This is a genomic window from Floridaenema aerugineum BLCC-F46 (assembly GCF_041929345.1).
Taxonomy (GTDB): Bacteria; Cyanobacteriota; Cyanobacteriia; order Cyanobacteriales; family Aerosakkonemataceae; genus Floridanema; species Floridanema aerugineum.
Genome location: NZ_JBHFNQ010000112.1, coordinates 16688 through 35437, shown reverse-complemented (window position 1 = coordinate 35437; position 18750 = coordinate 16688). Strand labels below are relative to the sequence as shown.

Below are 18750 nucleotides of genomic sequence, written 5' to 3'. Positions count from 1 at the left end.
TTTGCACCATCAAACCAACCTTAACCAGAGGAGATCCCGAAGTTAAGCAATAAGATAAGCTGTAGTAAAATCAACTTGGCAAATTCAGCACCAACAAGCATTCCAGACACCAGCAAATCTATGACAACAAAATAAACCCTTAGCTTAACTTCCTTAACTTCGGAATAACATCCTTATCTTCCTACCCTTGGTCTAAAATTAAACCAACCCCCAAATCTCCCAATCAGTGAAAACCGACTCCCTCTTCTACCGCCTATTCCAAACCTTCCCCAGCATCTTCTTTGAACTAATCAACCATCCCCCAGAAGAAGCGAATAACTATCAATTCTCATCAGTTGAAATCAAACAAACCGCCTTTCGCATTGACGGCGTATTTCTCCCCGCAGCAGGTGAAGAAAACCCAATTTACTTTCTCGAAGTTCAGTTTCAACCAGATCAAAAATTCTATTCTCGATTTTTCACCGAAATCTTCCTCTACCTGAATCAAACCGAACTAACAAACAATTGGCGCGGAGTAATTATCTATCCCAGTCAAAGTATAGATACAGGAGAAACAGAACGGTATATCGAGTTACTCAATTCAGGAAGAGTCAGACGCATTTATCTAAATGAATTAGACTCAACAACAGAACAATCTATTGGCATTGAGACAATCAAATTAGTAATTGAAAATGAGTCAAGTACCGAGACAAAAGCGAGAGAATTAATCAACCAAATCAGATCAGAAATAACTGATGAAGCTACCCAAAGAGAACTACTTCAGTTAATCGAGACTATCATAGTTTATAAGCTACCCAGTAAAAGTCGTCAGGAGATAGAGGCAATGTTTGGATTGAGTGAATTAAAGCAAACAAGATTCTATCAAGAAGCTTTCCAAGAAGGTGAAATAACCGGAAAATTAGCAGCAGTTCGCCCAATGTTAGCATTAGGAGCCAGTGTCGAGCAAATAGCAGAAGCTTTGGGTTTAGATGTCGAGGAAGTCAGGAAGGCGGCGCAACCGGAATCTTCTAATTAAAACTACAAGTAAAAAGGAAGTTACTGTGTTTTTCAAATGGCGATATGTCATAAGCATATCGCACCCTTTCCATTACAATTAAACCAACCCCCAAATCTCCCAATTCGTGAAAACTGACTCCCTCTTCTACCGCCTATTCCAAACCTTCCCCAGCATCTTCTTTGAACTAATCAACCGTCCCCCAGAAGAAGCAAACAACTATCAATTCTCATCAGTTGAAATCAAACAAACCGCCTTTCGCATTGACGGCGTATTTCTTCCCGCAACAGGCGAAGAAAACCCAATTTACTTTCTCGAAGTTCAGTTTCAACCCGACTCAGAATTCTACTCTCGCTTTTTCGCTGAAATCTTTTTATACTTACGTCAAAATAAACCCGAAAACGACTGGCGTGCAGTAGTTTTATATCCCAACCAAAGCACAGACACCGGAGATATCAAACATTACCGCGAATTTTTCACCAGTCAACGAGTCAGACGCATCTATCTAAATCAACTGGGAGAAATAGCAGAACAATCTATCGGTGTTGGAACAATCAAATTAGTCATTTCCCCAGAAGAAAACGCCGTAGAACAAGCAAGAAATCTGATAAATAAAGTCAGGTCAGAAATACCTGATGAACTAACCCAGACCCAAGTATTACAATTAATAGAGACTATATTGGTCTACAAGTTACCAAACAAGAGTCAAAAGGAGATAGAAGCAATGTTTGGATTAAGTGAATTAAAGCAAACAAGAGTCTATCAAGACGCTTTCCAAGAAGGTCGCCAAGAAGGTCGCCAAGAAGGTCGCCAAGAAGGTGAAATCACCGGAAAATTAGCAGCAGTTCGCCCAATGTTAGCATTAGGAGCCAGTGTCGAGCAAATAGCAGAAGCTTTGCGTTTAGATGTCGAGGAAGTTAGGAAGGTAGCGGAACAATAGTTTTCTAAGTAATACCAAAGTCGAGAGGAAATAGAGCAATGTTTAGCTTAAGTGAATTAAAGCAAACAAGATTCTATCAAGAAGCTTTCCAAGAGGGTTTTCAACAGGGTCTTCAAGAAGGTAAATTAGCAACAGTACCCCGGTTGTTAGCAGTGGGATTAACTGTGGAACAAATAGCACAGGCGTTAGACTTGGATGTGGAACAAGTAAAGAAGGCGGGGGAACAACAGTCTGCTAACTGAAACTATAAACGGAAAGTAAAAGTGCGATACGCCTACAGCTTATCGCACTAAACAAAAACTTACTGGAGTTGCTGCAATTTCTCGCGCAAAATTTCCGCTTGTTTCTCCGCTTCCGCCAAAGCATCTTTATCAGCTTGGACAATTTCAGGAGAAGCATTCGCCACAAAAGCTTGATTATTTAACCGCGCTGAAAGTGATTGAATGTTCTTCTCAATTTTGCTCAACTTCTTCTCTAATTTGCTGCGTAAAGCTGCAATATCTACGACACCAGTTAAAGGAACAATTACTTGGATAGTACCAACAACGCCAGTAGTTGATTGTCCAACATCCTCATTTAAACTAGGAGTAATAGTTAGTTTTTCCACCTTCGCCAAATCTTGAATGTAAGTCTCGCCTGATGTGAGAATTTGGCGTTCTTTTTCACTTTCACTTTGCAAAATTGCTGTTACTTTAGTTGATGGTTTAATATCAGCATCAGCGCGTAAATTGCGAATTGTGCGAATTGTGTTAATTAACAAATCGAAATCTGCTTCCAACTCAGAATTAATCAGATTTGCATCTGCTTTTGGAAATTCTTGTAACGCCAAAGATGCTGATTCATCAGCTTGAGTGAGAGTGTGCCAAATTTCCTCAGTGATGTGAGGCATAAAGGGATGAATTAATTTTAAAGTCCCTTCTAATACAAAAGCAAGAGTTTGTTGAGCAACCTTTTTAGAAGTTGCATCAGCATCTTTTTGTAGACGAGATTTGACTAATTCAATGTACCAATCGCAGAACTCACCCCAGAAGAAATCGTAAAGTGTTTTCGCCGCTTCACCTAACCCGTAATTATCGATATATTGAGTAGTTTGTTGCACAACCTGATTGTATCGGGAGAGAATCCAACTGTCAGATAATTCTAGGGATTGGGGATTGGGAATGACAGGCAAGATGCCTGTCCTACGGGATTGGGGATTGGGTTCTAATCCCTCCAAATTCATCATCACAAATCGGGAGGCATTCCACAATTTGTTGGTGAAATTTCGGGATGCTTCTACTGCGGAAGACTCGCCTTTTTTGCGGTTGTAATCTAAGCGAATATCTTGACCTGCGCCAGCGACTTGACGCACCAAAGTATAGCGTACTGCATCAGTTCCATACTTATCAATCAAATCCAAAGGATCGATTCCATTTCCCTTCGTCTTAGACATTTTTTCGCCATTTTCATCTAAGACTAAACCGTGAATATAAACATCACGGAAAGGCATTTTTCCAGTGAAATAAGCTGCCATCAAAGTCATTCTGGCAACCCAGAAAAAGATAATGTCAAAACCTGTAACCAGAGTAGCTGTAGGATAATAAAATTCTAAGTCTTCTGTTTTTTCCGGCCAACCCAAAGTAGAAAAAGGCCATAAACCGGAAGAAAACCAAGTATCCAAAACATCTGGATCTTGTTCTATTTTGACATTTTCGCCAAACTTAGCTTTAGCTTTTTCCCAAGCTTCTGCTTCCGTATATGCAACAACAAAAGGAGTGCTATCTGTAATTTCGCCATTCGTTTCGCTGATAGCATACCAAGCGGGAATTTGATGTCCCCACCATAATTGACGAGAGATACACCAATCCTTTAATTTTACTAACCAATCGCGATAAACTTTAGTCCAACGATGGGGAACAAAATTGGGGGAATTTTGCTCATCTAAGAATTTTAAAGTTGTTTCTCCGAGAGATTGAATTTTGACAAACCATTGAGTTGAGAGGAGAGGTTCGATCGGGGCTTTTCCGCGATCGCTAAATGGTACACTATGCTTATACTCCTCAATCTTCACCAAAAACCCATCTTCCTCCAACCGTTTCACCACATTTTCGCGTGCCTTAAAACGGTCTTGACCTTGGAACGGCCCCGCATTTTCATTTAGCGAACCGTCCTTATTCATAATATTAATAAACGGCAGATTGTGACGCTGACCCATTTCAAAATCATTCGGGTCATGTGCCGGAGTCACCTTAACACAACCAGTTCCGAAAGTAGCATCAACCAACTCATCAGCAATAATGGGAATTTCCCGATTCATAATTGGCAGAGTGAGAGTTTTGCCGATTAAATGTTGGTAACGTTCATCATTAGGATTAACCGCAACAGCAGTATCACCCAACATAGTTTCCGGTCGAGTTGTCGCAACTTCCAAATAACCCGAATTATCAGTTAGTGGATAACGGAAATGCCATAAATGACCGTTTACTTCCTTATTTTCCACTTCCAAATCAGAAACCGCTGATTGAGAAACTGGGCACCAGTTAACCAAATAATTGCCACGATAAATCAAACCATCATCATAAAGGCGAACGAAAGCTTCAATAACCGCCTTCGTCAAACCTTCATCCATTGTGAAACGTTCCCGCGACCAATCAACCGAGATACCCAAACGGCGCATCTGGTGAACTATTGCACCCCCGGAATTATTTTTCCATTCCCAAGCGCGTTCGAGGAATGCTTGACGACCGAAATCAAAACGGGTTTTTTTCTCTTTTTTAAATTCCTTATCCAGCATGGTATGAACTGCGATGCTGGCGTGGTCAGTTCCGGGAACCCAAAGAGTATTGTAACCTTGCATTCGATGGTAACGGACGAGGATATCCATGAGAGTTTGTCCGAAGGCGTGCCCCATGTGGAGACTACCCGTAACGTTGGGTGGCGGAATGACCATGCTGTAGGATTTTCCGTCGTTTTTGGGGTTTGCTTTAAAGGTTTGGTTTTCTGACCAGAATGTTTGCCACTTAGATTCGGTGGAGAAGGGGTCGTATTGGGGGGGGAGGTTTAGTGTCATTGGTTAAGGGATTCGCTGTTTCTTGTAAAATTTTGCCATAGGGAGAGGGGGAAGAGTTTTTTTGAACCGCAAAGGACGCAAAGGACGCAAAGAAAGAGAAGGAGAGAGAAAAGGATGAGGCAACCAAGTCAGGAAGTGGAGCAGCTGGCTTATGCTGTAATTGGGGCAGCGATCGAAGTACATCGATTATTAGGGCCAGGGTTTTTAGAGGCAGTTTATGAGGAGGCTTTAGCTGTAGAATTTGACTTGCGAGGAATACCTTTCAAGCGTCAAGTGGTTTTTGCAGTCCACTACAAGGGTCAAGAAGTTGGCGAAGGCAGATTAGATTTTTTAGTGGGAAATAACTTAATTGTTGAATTAAAAGCCTTGGAAAACGTACCTCCGATACAACAAGCAAGAGTAATTTCCTATCTTAAGGCAACTAAACACCCCCTTGCCCTTCTAATCAACTTCAACGTCCAAATACTCAAAGACGGCATTAAACGCATAGTCCTCTCCTCTTAATCCTTTTCTTCCTTCTTCTTCTTTGCGTTCTTTGCGTTCTTTGCGGTTCAAAAAAAACTCTTAAACCTTCGCCAAAGGACTGATCGGCTTAACATCCGCATTCAGACCTACAAAGTATAACTCAATATTCAAATCCGGGTAACGCTCCCGAATCTCCCAATAAGCCCTACTCAAATACTCCCGATGCACCTGCAACTCCAACTCTGCATCCTTACTCAAATCAGGACTAACTTTATCAGCAAAAGCCGCACAATCTTGATGATCCAAAATAATCACCTTTTGAATATGATGCAAGCGATAAGATAACTCTAACTGATCCCAAAAAGCTTGAGCATCAGCCGGATGTGGTAGACCACTTAACGCCAAAGAACTCCCCGCTAAAGCAGTTAAATCATATTGATTTCCCAAGTTATTTAAAGATAAAAAATAACGTTCCGCTTCCAATATCCGAAAATCAATGCAACTGAGCACCAAAGCTTTCGCTGTTTTTTGGGCTAAAGCTGGTTGTGTAACACCTAAAATACCTAACGATAGCGCACCTGGTAAGATCGATCGCAAAAACCAACGACGACTCATCGAACAATAACAACTATACTTCATGCGAAAATTCAGCCATAAGGCTTTTGTCTATCTGAGCAAACTCTGTTTATGATTATCGGGTAAAACTGAGATCTTGCACCAAGAGGCAGAGCCTCCATTCTTCGTTCCCAGGTTGAACCTGGGAACGAGGATGTGGGAGGTTCCACCTCCTTTGAGTACAATATCTCAGTAAAAGCTTCAGGAAACTACAAAACTTTAGCTGTATAAACTAAAAAATCTAAAACTATGGGACTTTTCGACCAAATACTCAACGCAGTTAATGACCCTAACTTGCAAGCTAATGCAGGTCAACTGGCTAACATTTTTAATAGCGTCCAGCAGCTACAAAACAACCAAGGTACTGATAGTTCTACAATGCAAACTGCTTTGTCGGGTGTTGGTAGTTTGGTGCGTTCTGCTTTACAGGAAAAGCGTGCTGAAGGTGGTAATCAATTAGTTGAAGGTATCATCAATCAATTTGCTGGGACTTCTCCCAATCCTTCTGCTGTTAATGCTTTGTTTGGTTCTCAGTGGGAATCAGTGGCAGATGTAGTTTCTCAAAGAACGGGGATCGATCGCAATACCATCCTCCAACTTCTCCCCATGTTAGTACCTCTAGTACTCAATTTCCTCCAAGCTGGTAACAACACTCAAAATCCTCAAGGTGAAAATCCTGTAGTTAATAATTTCCTCGATGCTGATGGCGATGGCGATGTCGATATCGCTGATGCAATGCAAATGGCAGGTCGCTATTTCAGCAGATAATAAAGTACGTTGTTGCGCTTCAGCGCTAAAGCGCAACAACGTACCTTTTAACCTTCTGTACCTCGATCGATCTTTGCTATTTCTGCCTCAGTTAATGTTACTTCTAACGCCCGTACTGAATCCTCAATACTAGCAACTTTACTCGCCCCAGGTATCGGTACAACACAAGGCGATTTGGCTCTTAACCATGCTAAAACAATACAATATACAGATACTTGTTTTTCTGTTGCTAGTTGTGCGATCGCTTCTACATCTTCTAAACTCCCAACTCTCCGACTTCCACCTAACGGACTCCAAGGTAAAAAAGTTAAACTCTCTCTCTCACAATATCTCAATACCCCATCAATTTCTGGCAAGCGATACCAAGGGTTAAATTGATTCTGTACCGAAACAATTTCTACTATCTCTCGCGCCCGTTTAATTTGCTCAACTGAAAAGTTAGAGACCCCAACAAATTTAATTAATCCTTCGTCTACAGCTTCTTTCGCTACTGTTAGCGATTCTTTAATACTATACTCTGGATCTGGTGAATGATATTGCCATAAGTCGATCGCTTTCCCCCCACCCAACGCCTGAAAACTTTCCCTAATTGTCTCTCTTAAATGCTCAGGATTTCCATTCCTTGTCCATGCACCATTCGGGCGCATTAATCCGCCTTTGGTAGCAACAATCACATTACTAACATCACCCGCATACTCGCTTAATGCTTTAGCAATTAGTTTCTCATTGTGATGTTTATCTGTTTCGTCTTTACAATAAGAATCTGCTGTATCAATGAATGTAATTCCCAAGTCAAGGGCGCGATGTATGACTTGGATTGATTGCGATTCAGGTGGTCTGCTGCTTAATGACATCGGCATTCCACCCAGACCGATCGCACTTACACTAATATTACTCTTTCCTAACCGTTTCGTTTCCATCACTAGAACCTTGGCTGCACTTAAAATTATAGGTTACTCTAATCTCCGCTTGATTAAAGTATTTCTGATATCATCTCTTCAACCGAGTCTATCTCAAGATTGTGGATTTCTTGTAAAGTTTGCCACCCCGCTTGCCACATCGTCCGATCTTTTAACGCTTTCGCATTAATCCAAAATCGCACATTTGGATCGCAAGAAGCAACCATCTCAGCAAATACCCATTCCCCTTGATTCTTGCGATTTACTACTTGAAAATGTCTCCAACCCCAAGTTTTTTGTAATGCTGTCCATTTAGAACCAACTAAATGGGGAAATTTCTGCTTCTTCGTCATCTTTAAATCTCTAATCTGTCTTCCGATAGTGTATGTTTCCTAATCCTAATTCTAGGCTAAAAAAAGTATGTTAAATTGGCAAAAATTATGACTGGCGAAGCACCTAAACAACCTGGATACAAAAAAAATCTTGATGCGCCTCCCCAAACTGACGACGACAATGTAGTAGATCCCAGAGATTTAGTTCGCACTGGTAACATTCCCGATAACCCCAAAGAACTTCTCTCTAATCCCGGTTTTGCCCCGCAAATGATTAATGAAGGCGACAATTTGCGATCGGATTTGCGAGAAGAAGAATAGTCAAAATTTGGTACGTTGTTGCGCTTCAGCGCTATTAGTTAGTAGCGCTAAAGCGCAACAACGTACAAATAGCTTGATGCCTGCTGAACTTTTCTGACAACAAAAAAATTCAACAGGCATCAATTAACACTTACTTCAGTTTAGAACAAACCGAGAGTTAAAGATTTGTCGATCGGGAAAATTGCCCCAATACCTAGCCACAGAGTTACCAAAGTACCAAATAAAAATACTGCGGTTGCTACTGGACGACGGAAGGGATTTTGGAATTTGTTGACGCTTTCAATGAAAGGCACCAAAATCAAACCAGCGGGTACTGCACTCATTAGCAATACACCCAGCAGTTTGTTAGGCACTGTACGCAAAATTTGGAATACAGGCCACAAATACCACTCAGGCAGAATTTCCAAAGGTGTGGCAAAAGGATCGGCAGGTTCGCCCACCATAGCGGGGTCGAGAACTGCTAAACCAATGCACAATGCGATCGTACCCATAATTACGATCGGGAAGGTGTACAACAAGTCATTAGGCCAAGCTGGTTCACCGTAATAGTTGTGACCCATGCCTTTAGCTAATTTGGCGCGTAATACGGGATCGCTAAGATCCGGTTTCTTAAGTACGGACATCTTTAAAAAGTGTGCTCCTCTGTCGAGATATGAAAAAACAGCAGTTAACTTCCGATCTTACAAGGGGCCAGAAATACCTTGCTTGCGAATCATCAGGAAGTGTAGCAGCATAAATACCGCTATCACCCAAGGCAGCACAAAAGTATGAGCACTGTAATAACGAGTTAGAGTGGCTTGACCAACACTGGAACCACCACGTAACAAGTCAGCAATCAATACACCAACTACGGGAATCGCTTCGGGTACACCACTAACGATTTTTACCGCCCAATAACCAATTTGATCCCAAGGTAAGGAGTAACCAGTTACACCAAAGGAAACTGTGGTGACAGCCAAAACCACGCCTGTTACCCAAGTTAATTCCCGGGGCTTTTTGAAACCACCAGTTAAATAAACTCGGAAAACGTGCAGAATCATCATCAGCACCATCATGCTGGCAGACCAACGGTGGATGGAACGAATTAACCAACCAAAGTTGACTTCATTCATGATGTACTGCACCGAGGAAAATGCTTCGGTAACAGTTGGCTTGTAATAGAAGGTCATAGCAAATCCAGTGGCGAACTGGATCAAAAAGCAAACTAAGGTAATCCCACCCAAGCAATAAAAAATATTTACGTGGGGAGGTACATACTTGCTGGTTATATCTTCCTCAAGTCCTTGGATTTCCAGGCGTTCCTGGAACCAGTTATATACTGCCGAGTCTTTTACCTGCTTAGTAAACATGAAGCAAGAGTTCCTAATCTAATGTATTGCTGATGTCGCGTTTCCCAATCTCCTGCTTTGAGGATGGGTTGATTTAAAAGCCAACCTTTGTCTGCTTTAGGGATAAAAATATTTGCCTCTCAGAACTGTAAGGCAAATACAGCCCATCTTTAATTTTATGCAGGTTGTTAGCTTAGTTGAGCATTGTATTCTCAGATCTTGCACTCTTGAGGCAGAGCCTCCATTCTTCGTTCCCAGGTTCAACCTGGGAATGAGTATTTGGGAGGTTCCACCTCCAGGAGTGCAAGATCTGAGTTTTATTCTCGATCCTTTAGGAAAGGATGAGCTTTGCTACGCTCTCACTTCTATTAAAAAAGTAACATAGTCGGACATTGGTTTTCTTGACACTCTCGCTGTTAATCCTGACGGATGTAAAGGAGATTCCTGATTCACTGAGCGACGCTTTCTGGTACCTTGTACCAACGAGTCTTACTCACTCTCCACAGGCTTAACGTCCCGTATGCCCTACGGTAGTTTATTGAATTTCTGTTTTCTCCCACCTTTGCCATAGCTTTGTTAGAGTGCAGTAAGGTATTTGGGGCAATCCTGGTTAAGGACTGGTGAACTTAGCCTTTTTGCTCGGCGAGTTCGCAGTTCACGGCTAATCTCGGATTTCCCGCTAATCATACTACCTACTTTTGAAATTGATTCGCACAGCGAGACCTGAGTTAATGGGTCGCAATTCATCTCCCGTTAAACTGCTCTGTAACGGGAGATGAATTGCTCTATCAAGATAATTTCCCCTGCGGATTTGGGCAAGGTAGGGGAGATGGAGAGGTGGGGAGGTGGGGAGCAAGAAAACTCTTACGGGCGGGTGAAAGCTGTTAATTCTTCTGCTGTGACTATACACTTATCTGCTCTCACCCGCCCCTACAAACTCAAAACTATCCCAATTCCCAGTCCCCAGTCCCTAGTACCTACCGTCTTCTACCAAAGCCACCGCTGCGGCTACCGAAGCCGGAGGTGCTGCGAGAGCGCCCACCGCTGCCGAAGCTGGAGGTGCCACCAGAACTAGGAGCAGATCTACCTGATTGTCTCAGAGTACTGGAACCGAAACCGGAACCTGTGGCTCTTTGTCCGGGGGTGGTGCTTCTTGGGCGATCGAATGTACCGCTCGAAGAAGGATAATTTCTCAGCGCACCTGTGGTACGGATATAAGCGGGGCGATTTCTCACAGCCGCTGGTGGTTGGTTATACCGTTGTTGGTAGCTAGTGGTAGCTTGGCTATAAGTATTACCATATCCACCATATCCAGTCATTACAGACATTCCAGGTTGATAAACTGGTGGTACATAGTATCTCGGCGCAAACAACATATTGCCCACTAAGTTACCTGCTACTGCACCTGCAAATGGTGCCCAGAAACCACCACTTTCTTGACGGACTATTACCGTTTGGGGTTGTCCGGTTTGCGGATCGGGCCGAGTTTCGGTGACTGCGCGGATATACTCAATTTTGAAGTCTTCGGGAATATGTAAGGATGTTTGACCGTTGTTTTCTACTTTCAGGTAACTCTTTTTGCCAGCGGAAATTTCTTCTGGTGTGAGTTGCGCCATTTGTAAGTCTGTGGTACGGAAGTTGGCGGGTGTTCCTGGTGGTGTGTTCAGCAACATCAGGCTGTATTCTCCGTTGGCATCGTTGTATCTTGCCTGTTGTACGGGGTATTCTCCGGCACTGATGCGGCTGGAAACTGTTCTAGCAGGGGCGCTCTGATTTCCTACTGGGGTGTTGGAAACTGTGTTTCCACCGCCGCAAGCTACGGTTGTCCAACACAAGGTTAATGAGAGAAAGAGTACAGTGATTTTACGCAGTGTCGATCGATTGATATTCATGCTGTTTTCAGGAACTTCGATTTGTGGTTAATCACTCTCTAGAGCTTAGTAAGAGCTTAGTAAAATTTGCTGACGATTTTCAAATATAGAACTATAGAGGGATGAGTTCTGGATAATTTTCCAATATTTGATCGTCGGTTAGTTCATCACTTAATCTGGCTGGAGACCAATGAACTTGGATGGCTCTTAGAGTCCTTTGATGATGTAAATTAATCAGAGCTTTTAAACCAGCTTTGAGAGCGTTAATCTCGGCAAGATCTGTTTCTAATTGAGGTACTTCACCTTCAAAGGCTACTGTGATCATAACAATTAAGTTACGAGTGACTGGGATTGATAATGGTTCGGTTTGTCCTACCTGTTCACCCGGGTCTGAGTCACTTTTGTAACGTTGAGCCGAGTCAGTAAATAAATAATTTACTTCATCGCCTGCTTCGCCTTCGTCCCAAAATACGTTTCCTTCATTGGCTGCCGATCGCCAATATATGTCATTTCGTAATAGACCCAGGCAAATTTCTTCTAATCCTTCACCTAAGACATCAATTTCACCTTCTGCATCAATAGCATCTCTACCAACTTGATTGAGTACGCCGATTAAGGGGGCGACTTCATCACCTGCTAAATGAATGAAAATCCGACAGACAACAAAGCGGGTGCGCCCCATCATTTTGTTCATGCGATCGCGCATATTGCTCATCACTTCACTTCACAACTACAGTGCCTTTAAGCTTATTTTAATTTATTTCCTCTGCCATTACTTCATTATTAGCTATGAGGAAAGTTTTTCACAAAATTTGATAGTATACTACTTTCTGGTAAAGTGTATTTTACCGATTTAACGGAAGTAAATTCATCAGGATCGACAATGTTAGAGGATTTTGCCCAATGTTTGCCAAAGTTAGGATGATTATATACTGGCAATGTTTGATCGCTTGAATTGCATAAAACTGTTTGAGTTGGAGCCTGAAAAAATTTCAATCTTTTGGGAATATTTAAACCGGGTTTCATTAATTTTATCTGAAATTTTTTGCTGAGATCTGCTATCAAAACCTCAGAGGTTTTTTTGATCCTTTTTTGCTCTTTTGCCTGCAAAATATTAGGATTATCAGCTAGTAACATTTGCAAATAACGCACAATATTTTTTTGAGTTTCTTCACTATCTAGAAAAGGCAATATAGCGGCGAATGCAGCACAAAATAATTGATTGTCGTTTGCCATTGCAAAGGTTAACATGGTGCGACGATGACCAACTTTGATGGTTGGTGGTTGGGATAAAGGTGAATATTTTTGCGCTATTTTATGGTAGGCATTGGCTAAAACGATGTGAGATTCATGGTCTAGGGGAGCGTCGATGATAATTTGAATTGTGGGTAATGTTTGATGAAAAAACTTTCTTACGTCTTCGGGAGTGAGGCGACGAATTTGTGTGCGATCGCCATCAGGACTCAAATCTAACCACTCACAAATTATCCCCTCCGTTTTTAACCCAAATCGAGATACAGAATGCAGTTTTGCTCCCGTTAAATTTGCTCCAGATAAATTAGCTTCAGTCCAATCAGCATACATTAATCTTGCTTCTCTTAAATCAGCATGAACCAAACTAGCATTGTATAAGTTAGCATTAGTTAAATCTGCTCCAGTTAAGTTAGCACCACTTAATTTAGCATCGCTTAAATCAGCCCAACGCAAATTGGCTCCGCGCAAATCTACCCAGCGCAAATTTGTTCCACTTAAATTTGCGCCACTCAAGTTACAAAAACTCAAATTTGCTTGTTTAAATTCAGCGTTTGTCACATTAGCACTACTTAAATCGGCTCTACTTAAATCTGTACCTTGCAGATTGGCTCCTTCTAAATTAGCGGCGATTAAAGAAGCACCTCTCAAGTCAGCAGAACTCAAATTAGCACGACTCAAGTTAGATTGTCTCAGTCTTGCTTCTCTAAGATTCGCATTATTGAGGTTAGCACCTGTCAGATTCGCTCTACTAAATTCAGCCCGAATTAATTCGGCTCTAATTAAGGTGGCTTCTACTAATTCTGCATCGCCTAAATTAGCCAAAATTAGATTGCAGACGTTGAGAATAGCATGATTCAAGTTAGCTTGAGATAAATCTGCTCCACTGAGCCTAGCCACATTCAACTTAGCGTAGCTTAGATCTGTTCTACTCAAATTTGCCCGACTGAGATTGGCGATACTTAAGTTTGCTTTACTTAAGTTTGCACCACTCAAGTTGACTCCGCTTAGTTGCGCTTCACTTAGATTAATTGCTGCAAAGTTACGTTCTCCATTTGCGTATCTGCTTAGTAATTCTTCTATTTCCATCTGGCTACCTTGCCATCAAACTGGGGACAATTGAATTAACTGAATCATTGGAGTTATATACTCCTAACTTTTATTTTAATTATGGATTACAGAAAATTCCGAATTTGATTATGAATTTAGAGATAAGAATTTCTCAGGAAATCAAAAATTAAATTTAGCGGTGGTAGCACTAATTTTGTATCCGGTATTTTATCTGGTAAGGTTTCCCACACATTATTCATTACAAAGCGTTTCCCGAAGTTCAAATCTTGATAAATATTTAAAGCTTGTTCGCTAGAGTTAGTCAGGGTAATTTGTGTAGGAGCTTTAAAAAATTCAATTTGACTGAGGTTTTTACTTAAGTAATTTCTCGGATTTATTTTATTGATACTTTCAATGGTTTGATTGATGTGATTATTAATTTTTTCTAATTCAATTCTCTCGGATTCCAGTAGCAAATAATCCCCGGCTTGTTTCTGGATTAATCGCAATATTAAAATAAGATTTTCTTGAATATTTTTACCATTTTCAAACGGACAAACAGCTAAATAAGCACTAACAAATAGCTGTTCATCGCTATCAATTCTTAAGATAATGGTAGTTTTTCTTTCGCCAACTTCAATATTAGCTGGACGGGCAAAGCTAGAGTATTCTTTGGCAATTTGATAATAAGTTGCGGCTAAATTGAAGTTAGCTTCCTGATCTAAAGAGGCATCAACAGTAATCCGAATTGTGGGGGATGTTTGATGAAAAAATTTGCTAGCTTCTTCGGCATTTAAACGATAAATTTGCGATCGATCTCCTTCTGGACTCAAATCCACCCACTCACAATTTATCCCTTCGCTTTTAATCCCAAATCGAGACACCGCATAGAGTTTAGCCCCAGTTAAATTTGCCCCAGTTAAATCTGCACCAATCCAATCTACCTGAATTAAATTAGCTTGAGATAAATCTGTATGCACCAAACTAGTATTCATTAAATTAGCATTACTTAAATCCGCGCCGCTTAAATTTGCGCCGCTTAGTTTGGCTTCGCTGAGATTCGCCCACCGTAAATTTACCCCACTTAAATCCGCCCATCTTAAATTCGCTCCCCGCAAATCTGCCCCGGTCAAATTCGCCATGCCTAAATTCGCTTGTCTGAGTTCTGCTCCACGTAAATCTGTACCGCTTAAATCCGCTCGGCTTAATTCCGCACCATGTAAATTTGCTTGTTGTAAATTAGCTCCAGTTAAACTAGTTCCTCGCAAATTTGCTTCACTTAAATTTGCCCCTCTCAAATTAGCTAATCTTAACCTAGCTTCTCCTAAATCTGCTCCGGTAAGGTTTGCTTCAGTCAAATTAGCGCTACTCAGTTCCGCCCGAATTAATTCAGTGCGAATCATTGCTGCTTGAAATAAATCCGCTTCCCGCAAGTCAGCCCTCGCTAAATTAGCTACATTCAGAATTGCCCCAGATAAATTTGCTTGGCTAAGATTTGCGCCACTGAGTCTGGCTACATTCAGTTTTGCTTGGTAAAAATTAACTTTGCTGAGGTTGGCTCCACTGAGATTCGATATACTCAAATTCGCTTCGCTCAAATTTGCTCCACTCAAGTTAATTCCACTAAGGTTCGCTTCCGTTAAGTTAATACCCGTGAAATCCCGGACTCCTTGGGAATATTTATTTAAAAATTCTTCTACTTCCATAAGACTACCTTAGAAACACCCAAATTTAAGGGGTAAAAATTTGTGTTGGGTTTTGCCAATAGCAAAATTAGGGAACTGCGGATTAATATTGGCATTTTAGACCCCGGATTAGACGCTAAACTGATATGTCACTACATTTTGCACCTATTTCCTGTTCTGGGGAATCGATGAAGATAATTTCTCCTTAAAATATAGAAGTTTTTTATACTTCTAGTTTCTCTATTAGGGGAGAAGCTAGGAAAGCATCTTTTGTGTTCATCTGTCAATTCTTAACCAGGAGTCTATCGTCAGCTATGATTTCCTGTAAGCTGGAACCATTCATTATATATATGGACTGGATATGGCTTTCTACGCTCAACTAAAAGAATTCATATTGGGTGAATCTTTACCAACTAGCGCTCACGCGGAAGAACGATTAAGTAAAGCCGCTGCGTTAGCAGTACTTTCTTCAGATGCTCTCTCGTCGGTTGCTTATGCTACTGAAGAGATTTTACTGGTTTTAGTGGCTGCGGGTAGTGGGGCACTGGGTTGGTCTTTGCCGATCGCCTCTGGAATAGTTATCCTACTGGTGATTGTAGTCATGTCCTATCGTCAGACTATCCGCGCTTACCCCAAAGGCGGTGGCTCTTATATTGTGGCTCGTGAGAACCTGGGTTTGTATCCGGGATTAGTTGCAGCTGCTTCCTTAATGATTGATTATATCCTCACAGTGGCAGTGAGCGTTTCTGCGGGAACTGCGGCTTTAACTTCTGCAATCCCCGCTTTGCAAAATTTTACAGTTGAACTGTGTTTGATTTTTGTATTTTTGATCATGGTAGCGAATTTGCGGGGAGTGCGCGAATCAGGTCGGATTTTTATGATTCCTACCTATACATTTGTCGTCTGTATTTTTATCCTGCTGATTATCGGGTTTTATCAAAAATTAACTGGTCATATTCCCCAAAGTTATCCGGTTATTCCCGCAAAAGAATCACTTAGTTTGTTTTTTGTTTTGCGAGCTTTTGCGGCAGGTTGTACAGCTTTAACCGGAGTAGAAGCAATTTCCGATGGTGTGTTAGCTTTTAAACCACCGGAATGGAAAAATGCTCGGACGACATTATTATATATGGGCGAAATTCTCTTAATTATGTTCTTGGGAATTACGCTATTAACTAATGCTTATCACATTGCCCCGGAGTCAGGACAAACAATTATCTCTTTATTAGGTAGGGAGATTTTAGGATATCATAATCCCTTTTATTACTTTATTCAAATTGCTACTTTATTAATTTTACTTTTAGCGGCAAATACGAGTTTTGCTGATTTTCCGAGATTATGTTACTTTTTGGCACGGGATGGATTTTTACCCCGACAGTTGGCTTTGTTGGGCGATCGCTTAGTCTACTCCAATGGGATAATTTTTCTCAGTATCTTTGCCGCAATTGTAATTATTGTTTTCCGGGGACAAGTCAACGCTGTGATTCCTTTATATGCGGTGGGTGTGTTTACTTCTTTTACTCTTTCCCAAGCGGGAATGGTACGCCATTGGTTTAAAGAAAAAACATCGGGATGGAAAGCAAGTGCTTTAATGAATAGCTTGGGCGCATTAGCTACTACATTAGTTTTGGGAGTAATAGTATCAACTAAGTTTTTTCTGGGCGCTTGGTTAGTTGTGGTGGCAATTCCTTTAGTGGTAATTCTCTTTATCAATATTCACAATCACTATCAATTTGTCGCTGACAGATTAAGTATTCAAGGATTTGCACCTAGCAATTATTTTATTCGCCGTCCTAAAGGAAACACGATCGCTCATCCTACAGTAGTAATTGTCGGTCAACTGCATCAAGGTACAATTGAAGCGTTAAATTATGCCCGGAGTATCGCAGATGAAATTGTCGCCATTCATGTGGATATTGGTTCTACCAATCGAGCAAAATTGCAGGAAAGATGGCAAACTTTGGAAGCAGATATTCCCTTAGTAATTCTAGATTCTCCTTATCGTTCCGTGATTTCTCCAATCGTTCAGTTTGTCGATGAATTTGAAAACAAACACCAGGGTCTTTTATCAACGGTAATTATTCCCGCTTTTGTAACGCGAAATTGGTGGGAAAATTTATTACATAACCAAACAACTTTATTTCTGAAGTTGGCTTTAAGAGCAAAAAAAGGTAGAGTAGTAACTACGGTGCGATATTTTTTGTAATTAGATTAGAGATGAATATTGGAATTGTTGGGTTAGGTTTAATTGGTGGTTCTTTGGCGTTGGATTTGCGATCGCTTGGTTATCAAGTTTTGGGTGTCAGTCGGCGCGAGTCAACTTGCCAAACTGCGATCGATCGAGGCATTGTTGATGATGCTAGCGTAAATCTGTCACTTTTAGCCGCCGCAGATGTGGTGTTTATTTGCACGCCTTTAGATTTAATTATTCCCACAATTGAACAATTAATTCCCCATCTTTCACCACAAACAATTGTAACTGATGTGGGTTCAGTTAAATCTCCAATTGTGGCAGATGCAGCCAAAATTTGGCCGAATTTTATCGGCGGACATCCAATGGCGGGAACTGCGGAAAGTGGGATAGAGGCGGCGCAATCTAATTTGTTTGTGGGCAAACCTTACGTATTAACTCCGGTAGAAAATACTACTCCTGAATCAGTAAAAATAGTCGGAGAAATTGTGCGATCGCTCCAAGCTAAATTTTACCTTTGTCGTCCCGAAGAACATGACAAAGCAGTGGCTTGGATTTCCCATTTACCAGTAATGATTAGCGCTAGTTTAATCAGTGCTTGCCTGAGTGAAAGCGAGAAGAATGTATTAGAATTAGCACAAAACTTAGCTAGTTCTGGGTTTCGGGATACAAGTCGGGTAGGTGGCGGAAATCCGGAATTGGGAGTGTTGATGGCAACCTATAATCAAGAGCAGTTGTTGCGATCGCTCCTTTCCTATCGCCAAACTCTCGACCAATTAATTACCTACATCCAACAAGGAAATTGGAGTTCTTTAGCGGATATACTCCAAAAAACGCAGCAAGCTAGACCCGAATTCTTAGCATCCAAGGATCTTTGAGCGAAGAAAGGCTCCAAGGCAGGTCAAAAAAGCTTTGCAGCCTCTAAATTATTTAAGCAAAAGAATTGCCATTCAATTGACACACAGCTGTAATCAAAGTGTCACACAGAATATCT

18 protein-coding genes are annotated in these 18750 nt (G+C 41.3%); 8 read left to right on the top strand and 10 right to left on the bottom strand.

Translation table 11 applies throughout. The features are described from left to right. Positions 1–226: 226 nt before the first annotated feature. From ACE1CC_RS14930 to ACE1CC_RS14920, 3 genes are all read left to right on the top strand, one after another. Positions 227–1015 carry an Rpn family recombination-promoting nuclease/putative transposase gene (locus tag ACE1CC_RS14930; protein ID WP_413271224.1) on the top strand — a complete coding sequence of 263 codons (789 nt, stop codon included), beginning with the start codon at positions 227–229 and terminating at the stop codon, positions 1013–1015. A 106-nt stretch (positions 1016–1121) separates the two neighbouring features. Beyond that, positions 1122–1934 carry an Rpn family recombination-promoting nuclease/putative transposase gene (locus ACE1CC_RS14925; RefSeq protein ID WP_413271223.1) on the top strand — a complete coding sequence of 271 codons (813 nt, stop codon included), beginning with the start codon at positions 1122–1124 and terminating at the stop codon, positions 1932–1934. Positions 1935–1972: 38 nt separating this feature from the next. Then, positions 1973–2176, top strand: coding sequence for a hypothetical protein (locus ACE1CC_RS14920; protein WP_413271222.1), 204 nt, complete (start codon positions 1973–1975; stop codon positions 2174–2176). A 59-nt stretch (positions 2177–2235) separates the two neighbouring features. On the opposite strand, the gene ACE1CC_RS14915 is transcribed toward ACE1CC_RS14920, so the two are convergent. Beyond that, positions 2236–4983 carry a valine--tRNA ligase gene (locus ACE1CC_RS14915; protein ID WP_413271221.1) on the bottom strand — a complete coding sequence of 916 codons (2748 nt, stop codon included), beginning with the start codon at positions 4981–4983 and terminating at the stop codon, positions 2236–2238. 114 nt (positions 4984–5097) lie between these two features. On the opposite strand from ACE1CC_RS14915, the gene ACE1CC_RS14910 reads away from it, so the two are divergent. After that, positions 5098–5487 (top strand): GxxExxY protein, encoded by a 390-nt coding sequence (locus ACE1CC_RS14910; protein WP_193985537.1) that lies wholly within the window; start codon positions 5098–5100, stop codon positions 5485–5487. 60 nt (positions 5488–5547) lie between these two features. Here ACE1CC_RS14910 and ACE1CC_RS14905 read toward each other — a convergent pair whose 3' ends face one another. Then, positions 5548–6087: a carbonic anhydrase gene (locus ACE1CC_RS14905; protein ID WP_413271220.1), complete on the bottom strand. Its 540-nt coding sequence runs from the start codon at positions 6085–6087 to the stop codon at positions 5548–5550. Between the two features lie 225 nt (positions 6088–6312). Between ACE1CC_RS14905 and ACE1CC_RS14900 the strand changes: the two genes are divergently transcribed. Continuing rightward, positions 6313–6831: a DUF937 domain-containing protein gene (locus tag ACE1CC_RS14900; RefSeq protein ID WP_413271219.1), complete on the top strand. Its 519-nt coding sequence runs from the start codon at positions 6313–6315 to the stop codon at positions 6829–6831. Between the two features lie 47 nt (positions 6832–6878). On the opposite strand, the gene ACE1CC_RS14895 is transcribed toward ACE1CC_RS14900, so the two are convergent. After that, positions 6879–7751: an aldo/keto reductase gene (locus ACE1CC_RS14895; RefSeq protein ID WP_413271218.1), complete on the bottom strand. Its 873-nt coding sequence runs from the start codon at positions 7749–7751 to the stop codon at positions 6879–6881. Between the two features lie 53 nt (positions 7752–7804). After that, positions 7805–8083 carry a TIGR02450 family Trp-rich protein gene (locus tag ACE1CC_RS14890; protein ID WP_413271217.1) on the bottom strand — a complete coding sequence of 93 codons (279 nt, stop codon included), beginning with the start codon at positions 8081–8083 and terminating at the stop codon, positions 7805–7807. An 87-nt stretch (positions 8084–8170) separates the two neighbouring features. Between ACE1CC_RS14890 and ACE1CC_RS14885 the strand changes: the two genes are divergently transcribed. Then, on the top strand, positions 8171–8383 hold the full coding sequence (locus ACE1CC_RS14885; RefSeq protein WP_413271216.1) for a hypothetical protein: 213 nt from the start codon (positions 8171–8173) through the stop codon (positions 8381–8383). Between the two features lie 140 nt (positions 8384–8523). Here ACE1CC_RS14885 and petD read toward each other — a convergent pair whose 3' ends face one another. The 6 genes from petD to ACE1CC_RS14855 all read right to left on the bottom strand — a co-directional run bounded on the left by petD (position 8524) and on the right by ACE1CC_RS14855 (position 15589). Further along, positions 8524–9006, bottom strand: a complete 483-nt coding sequence (gene petD, locus ACE1CC_RS14880; RefSeq protein ID WP_193985524.1) for a cytochrome b6-f complex subunit IV — start codon at positions 9004–9006, stop codon at positions 8524–8526. A gap of 57 nt (positions 9007–9063) precedes the next feature. Beyond that, complete coding sequence (gene petB / locus ACE1CC_RS14875; protein ID WP_413271215.1) at positions 9064–9732, bottom strand: cytochrome b6; 669 nt, start codon at positions 9730–9732, stop codon at positions 9064–9066. Positions 9733–10688: 956 nt separating this feature from the next. Further along, positions 10689–11603: a hypothetical protein gene (locus ACE1CC_RS14870; RefSeq protein WP_413271214.1), complete on the bottom strand. Its 915-nt coding sequence runs from the start codon at positions 11601–11603 to the stop codon at positions 10689–10691. A gap of 91 nt (positions 11604–11694) precedes the next feature. Beyond that, on the bottom strand, positions 11695–12297 hold the full coding sequence (locus ACE1CC_RS14865) for a DUF1517 domain-containing protein (RefSeq protein ID WP_413271213.1): 603 nt from the start codon (positions 12295–12297) through the stop codon (positions 11695–11697). A gap of 68 nt (positions 12298–12365) precedes the next feature. Continuing rightward, complete coding sequence (locus ACE1CC_RS14860; RefSeq protein WP_413271212.1) at positions 12366–13922, bottom strand: pentapeptide repeat-containing protein; 1557 nt, start codon at positions 13920–13922, stop codon at positions 12366–12368. A 116-nt stretch (positions 13923–14038) separates the two neighbouring features. After that, positions 14039–15589 carry a pentapeptide repeat-containing protein gene (locus ACE1CC_RS14855; RefSeq protein WP_413271211.1) on the bottom strand — a complete coding sequence of 517 codons (1551 nt, stop codon included), beginning with the start codon at positions 15587–15589 and terminating at the stop codon, positions 14039–14041. A 340-nt stretch (positions 15590–15929) separates the two neighbouring features. Between ACE1CC_RS14855 and ACE1CC_RS14850 the strand changes: the two genes are divergently transcribed. Together ACE1CC_RS14850 and ACE1CC_RS14845 are read left to right on the top strand one after the other, a co-directional pair. After that, entirely contained in the window at positions 15930–17771 is a 1842-nt protein-coding gene (locus tag ACE1CC_RS14850) for an APC family permease (protein ID WP_413271210.1), read from the top strand. Between the two features lie 11 nt (positions 17772–17782). Then, positions 17783–18634 carry a prephenate/arogenate dehydrogenase gene (locus tag ACE1CC_RS14845; protein ID WP_413271209.1) on the top strand — a complete coding sequence of 284 codons (852 nt, stop codon included), beginning with the start codon at positions 17783–17785 and terminating at the stop codon, positions 18632–18634. Positions 18635–18750 lie beyond the last annotated feature (116 nt).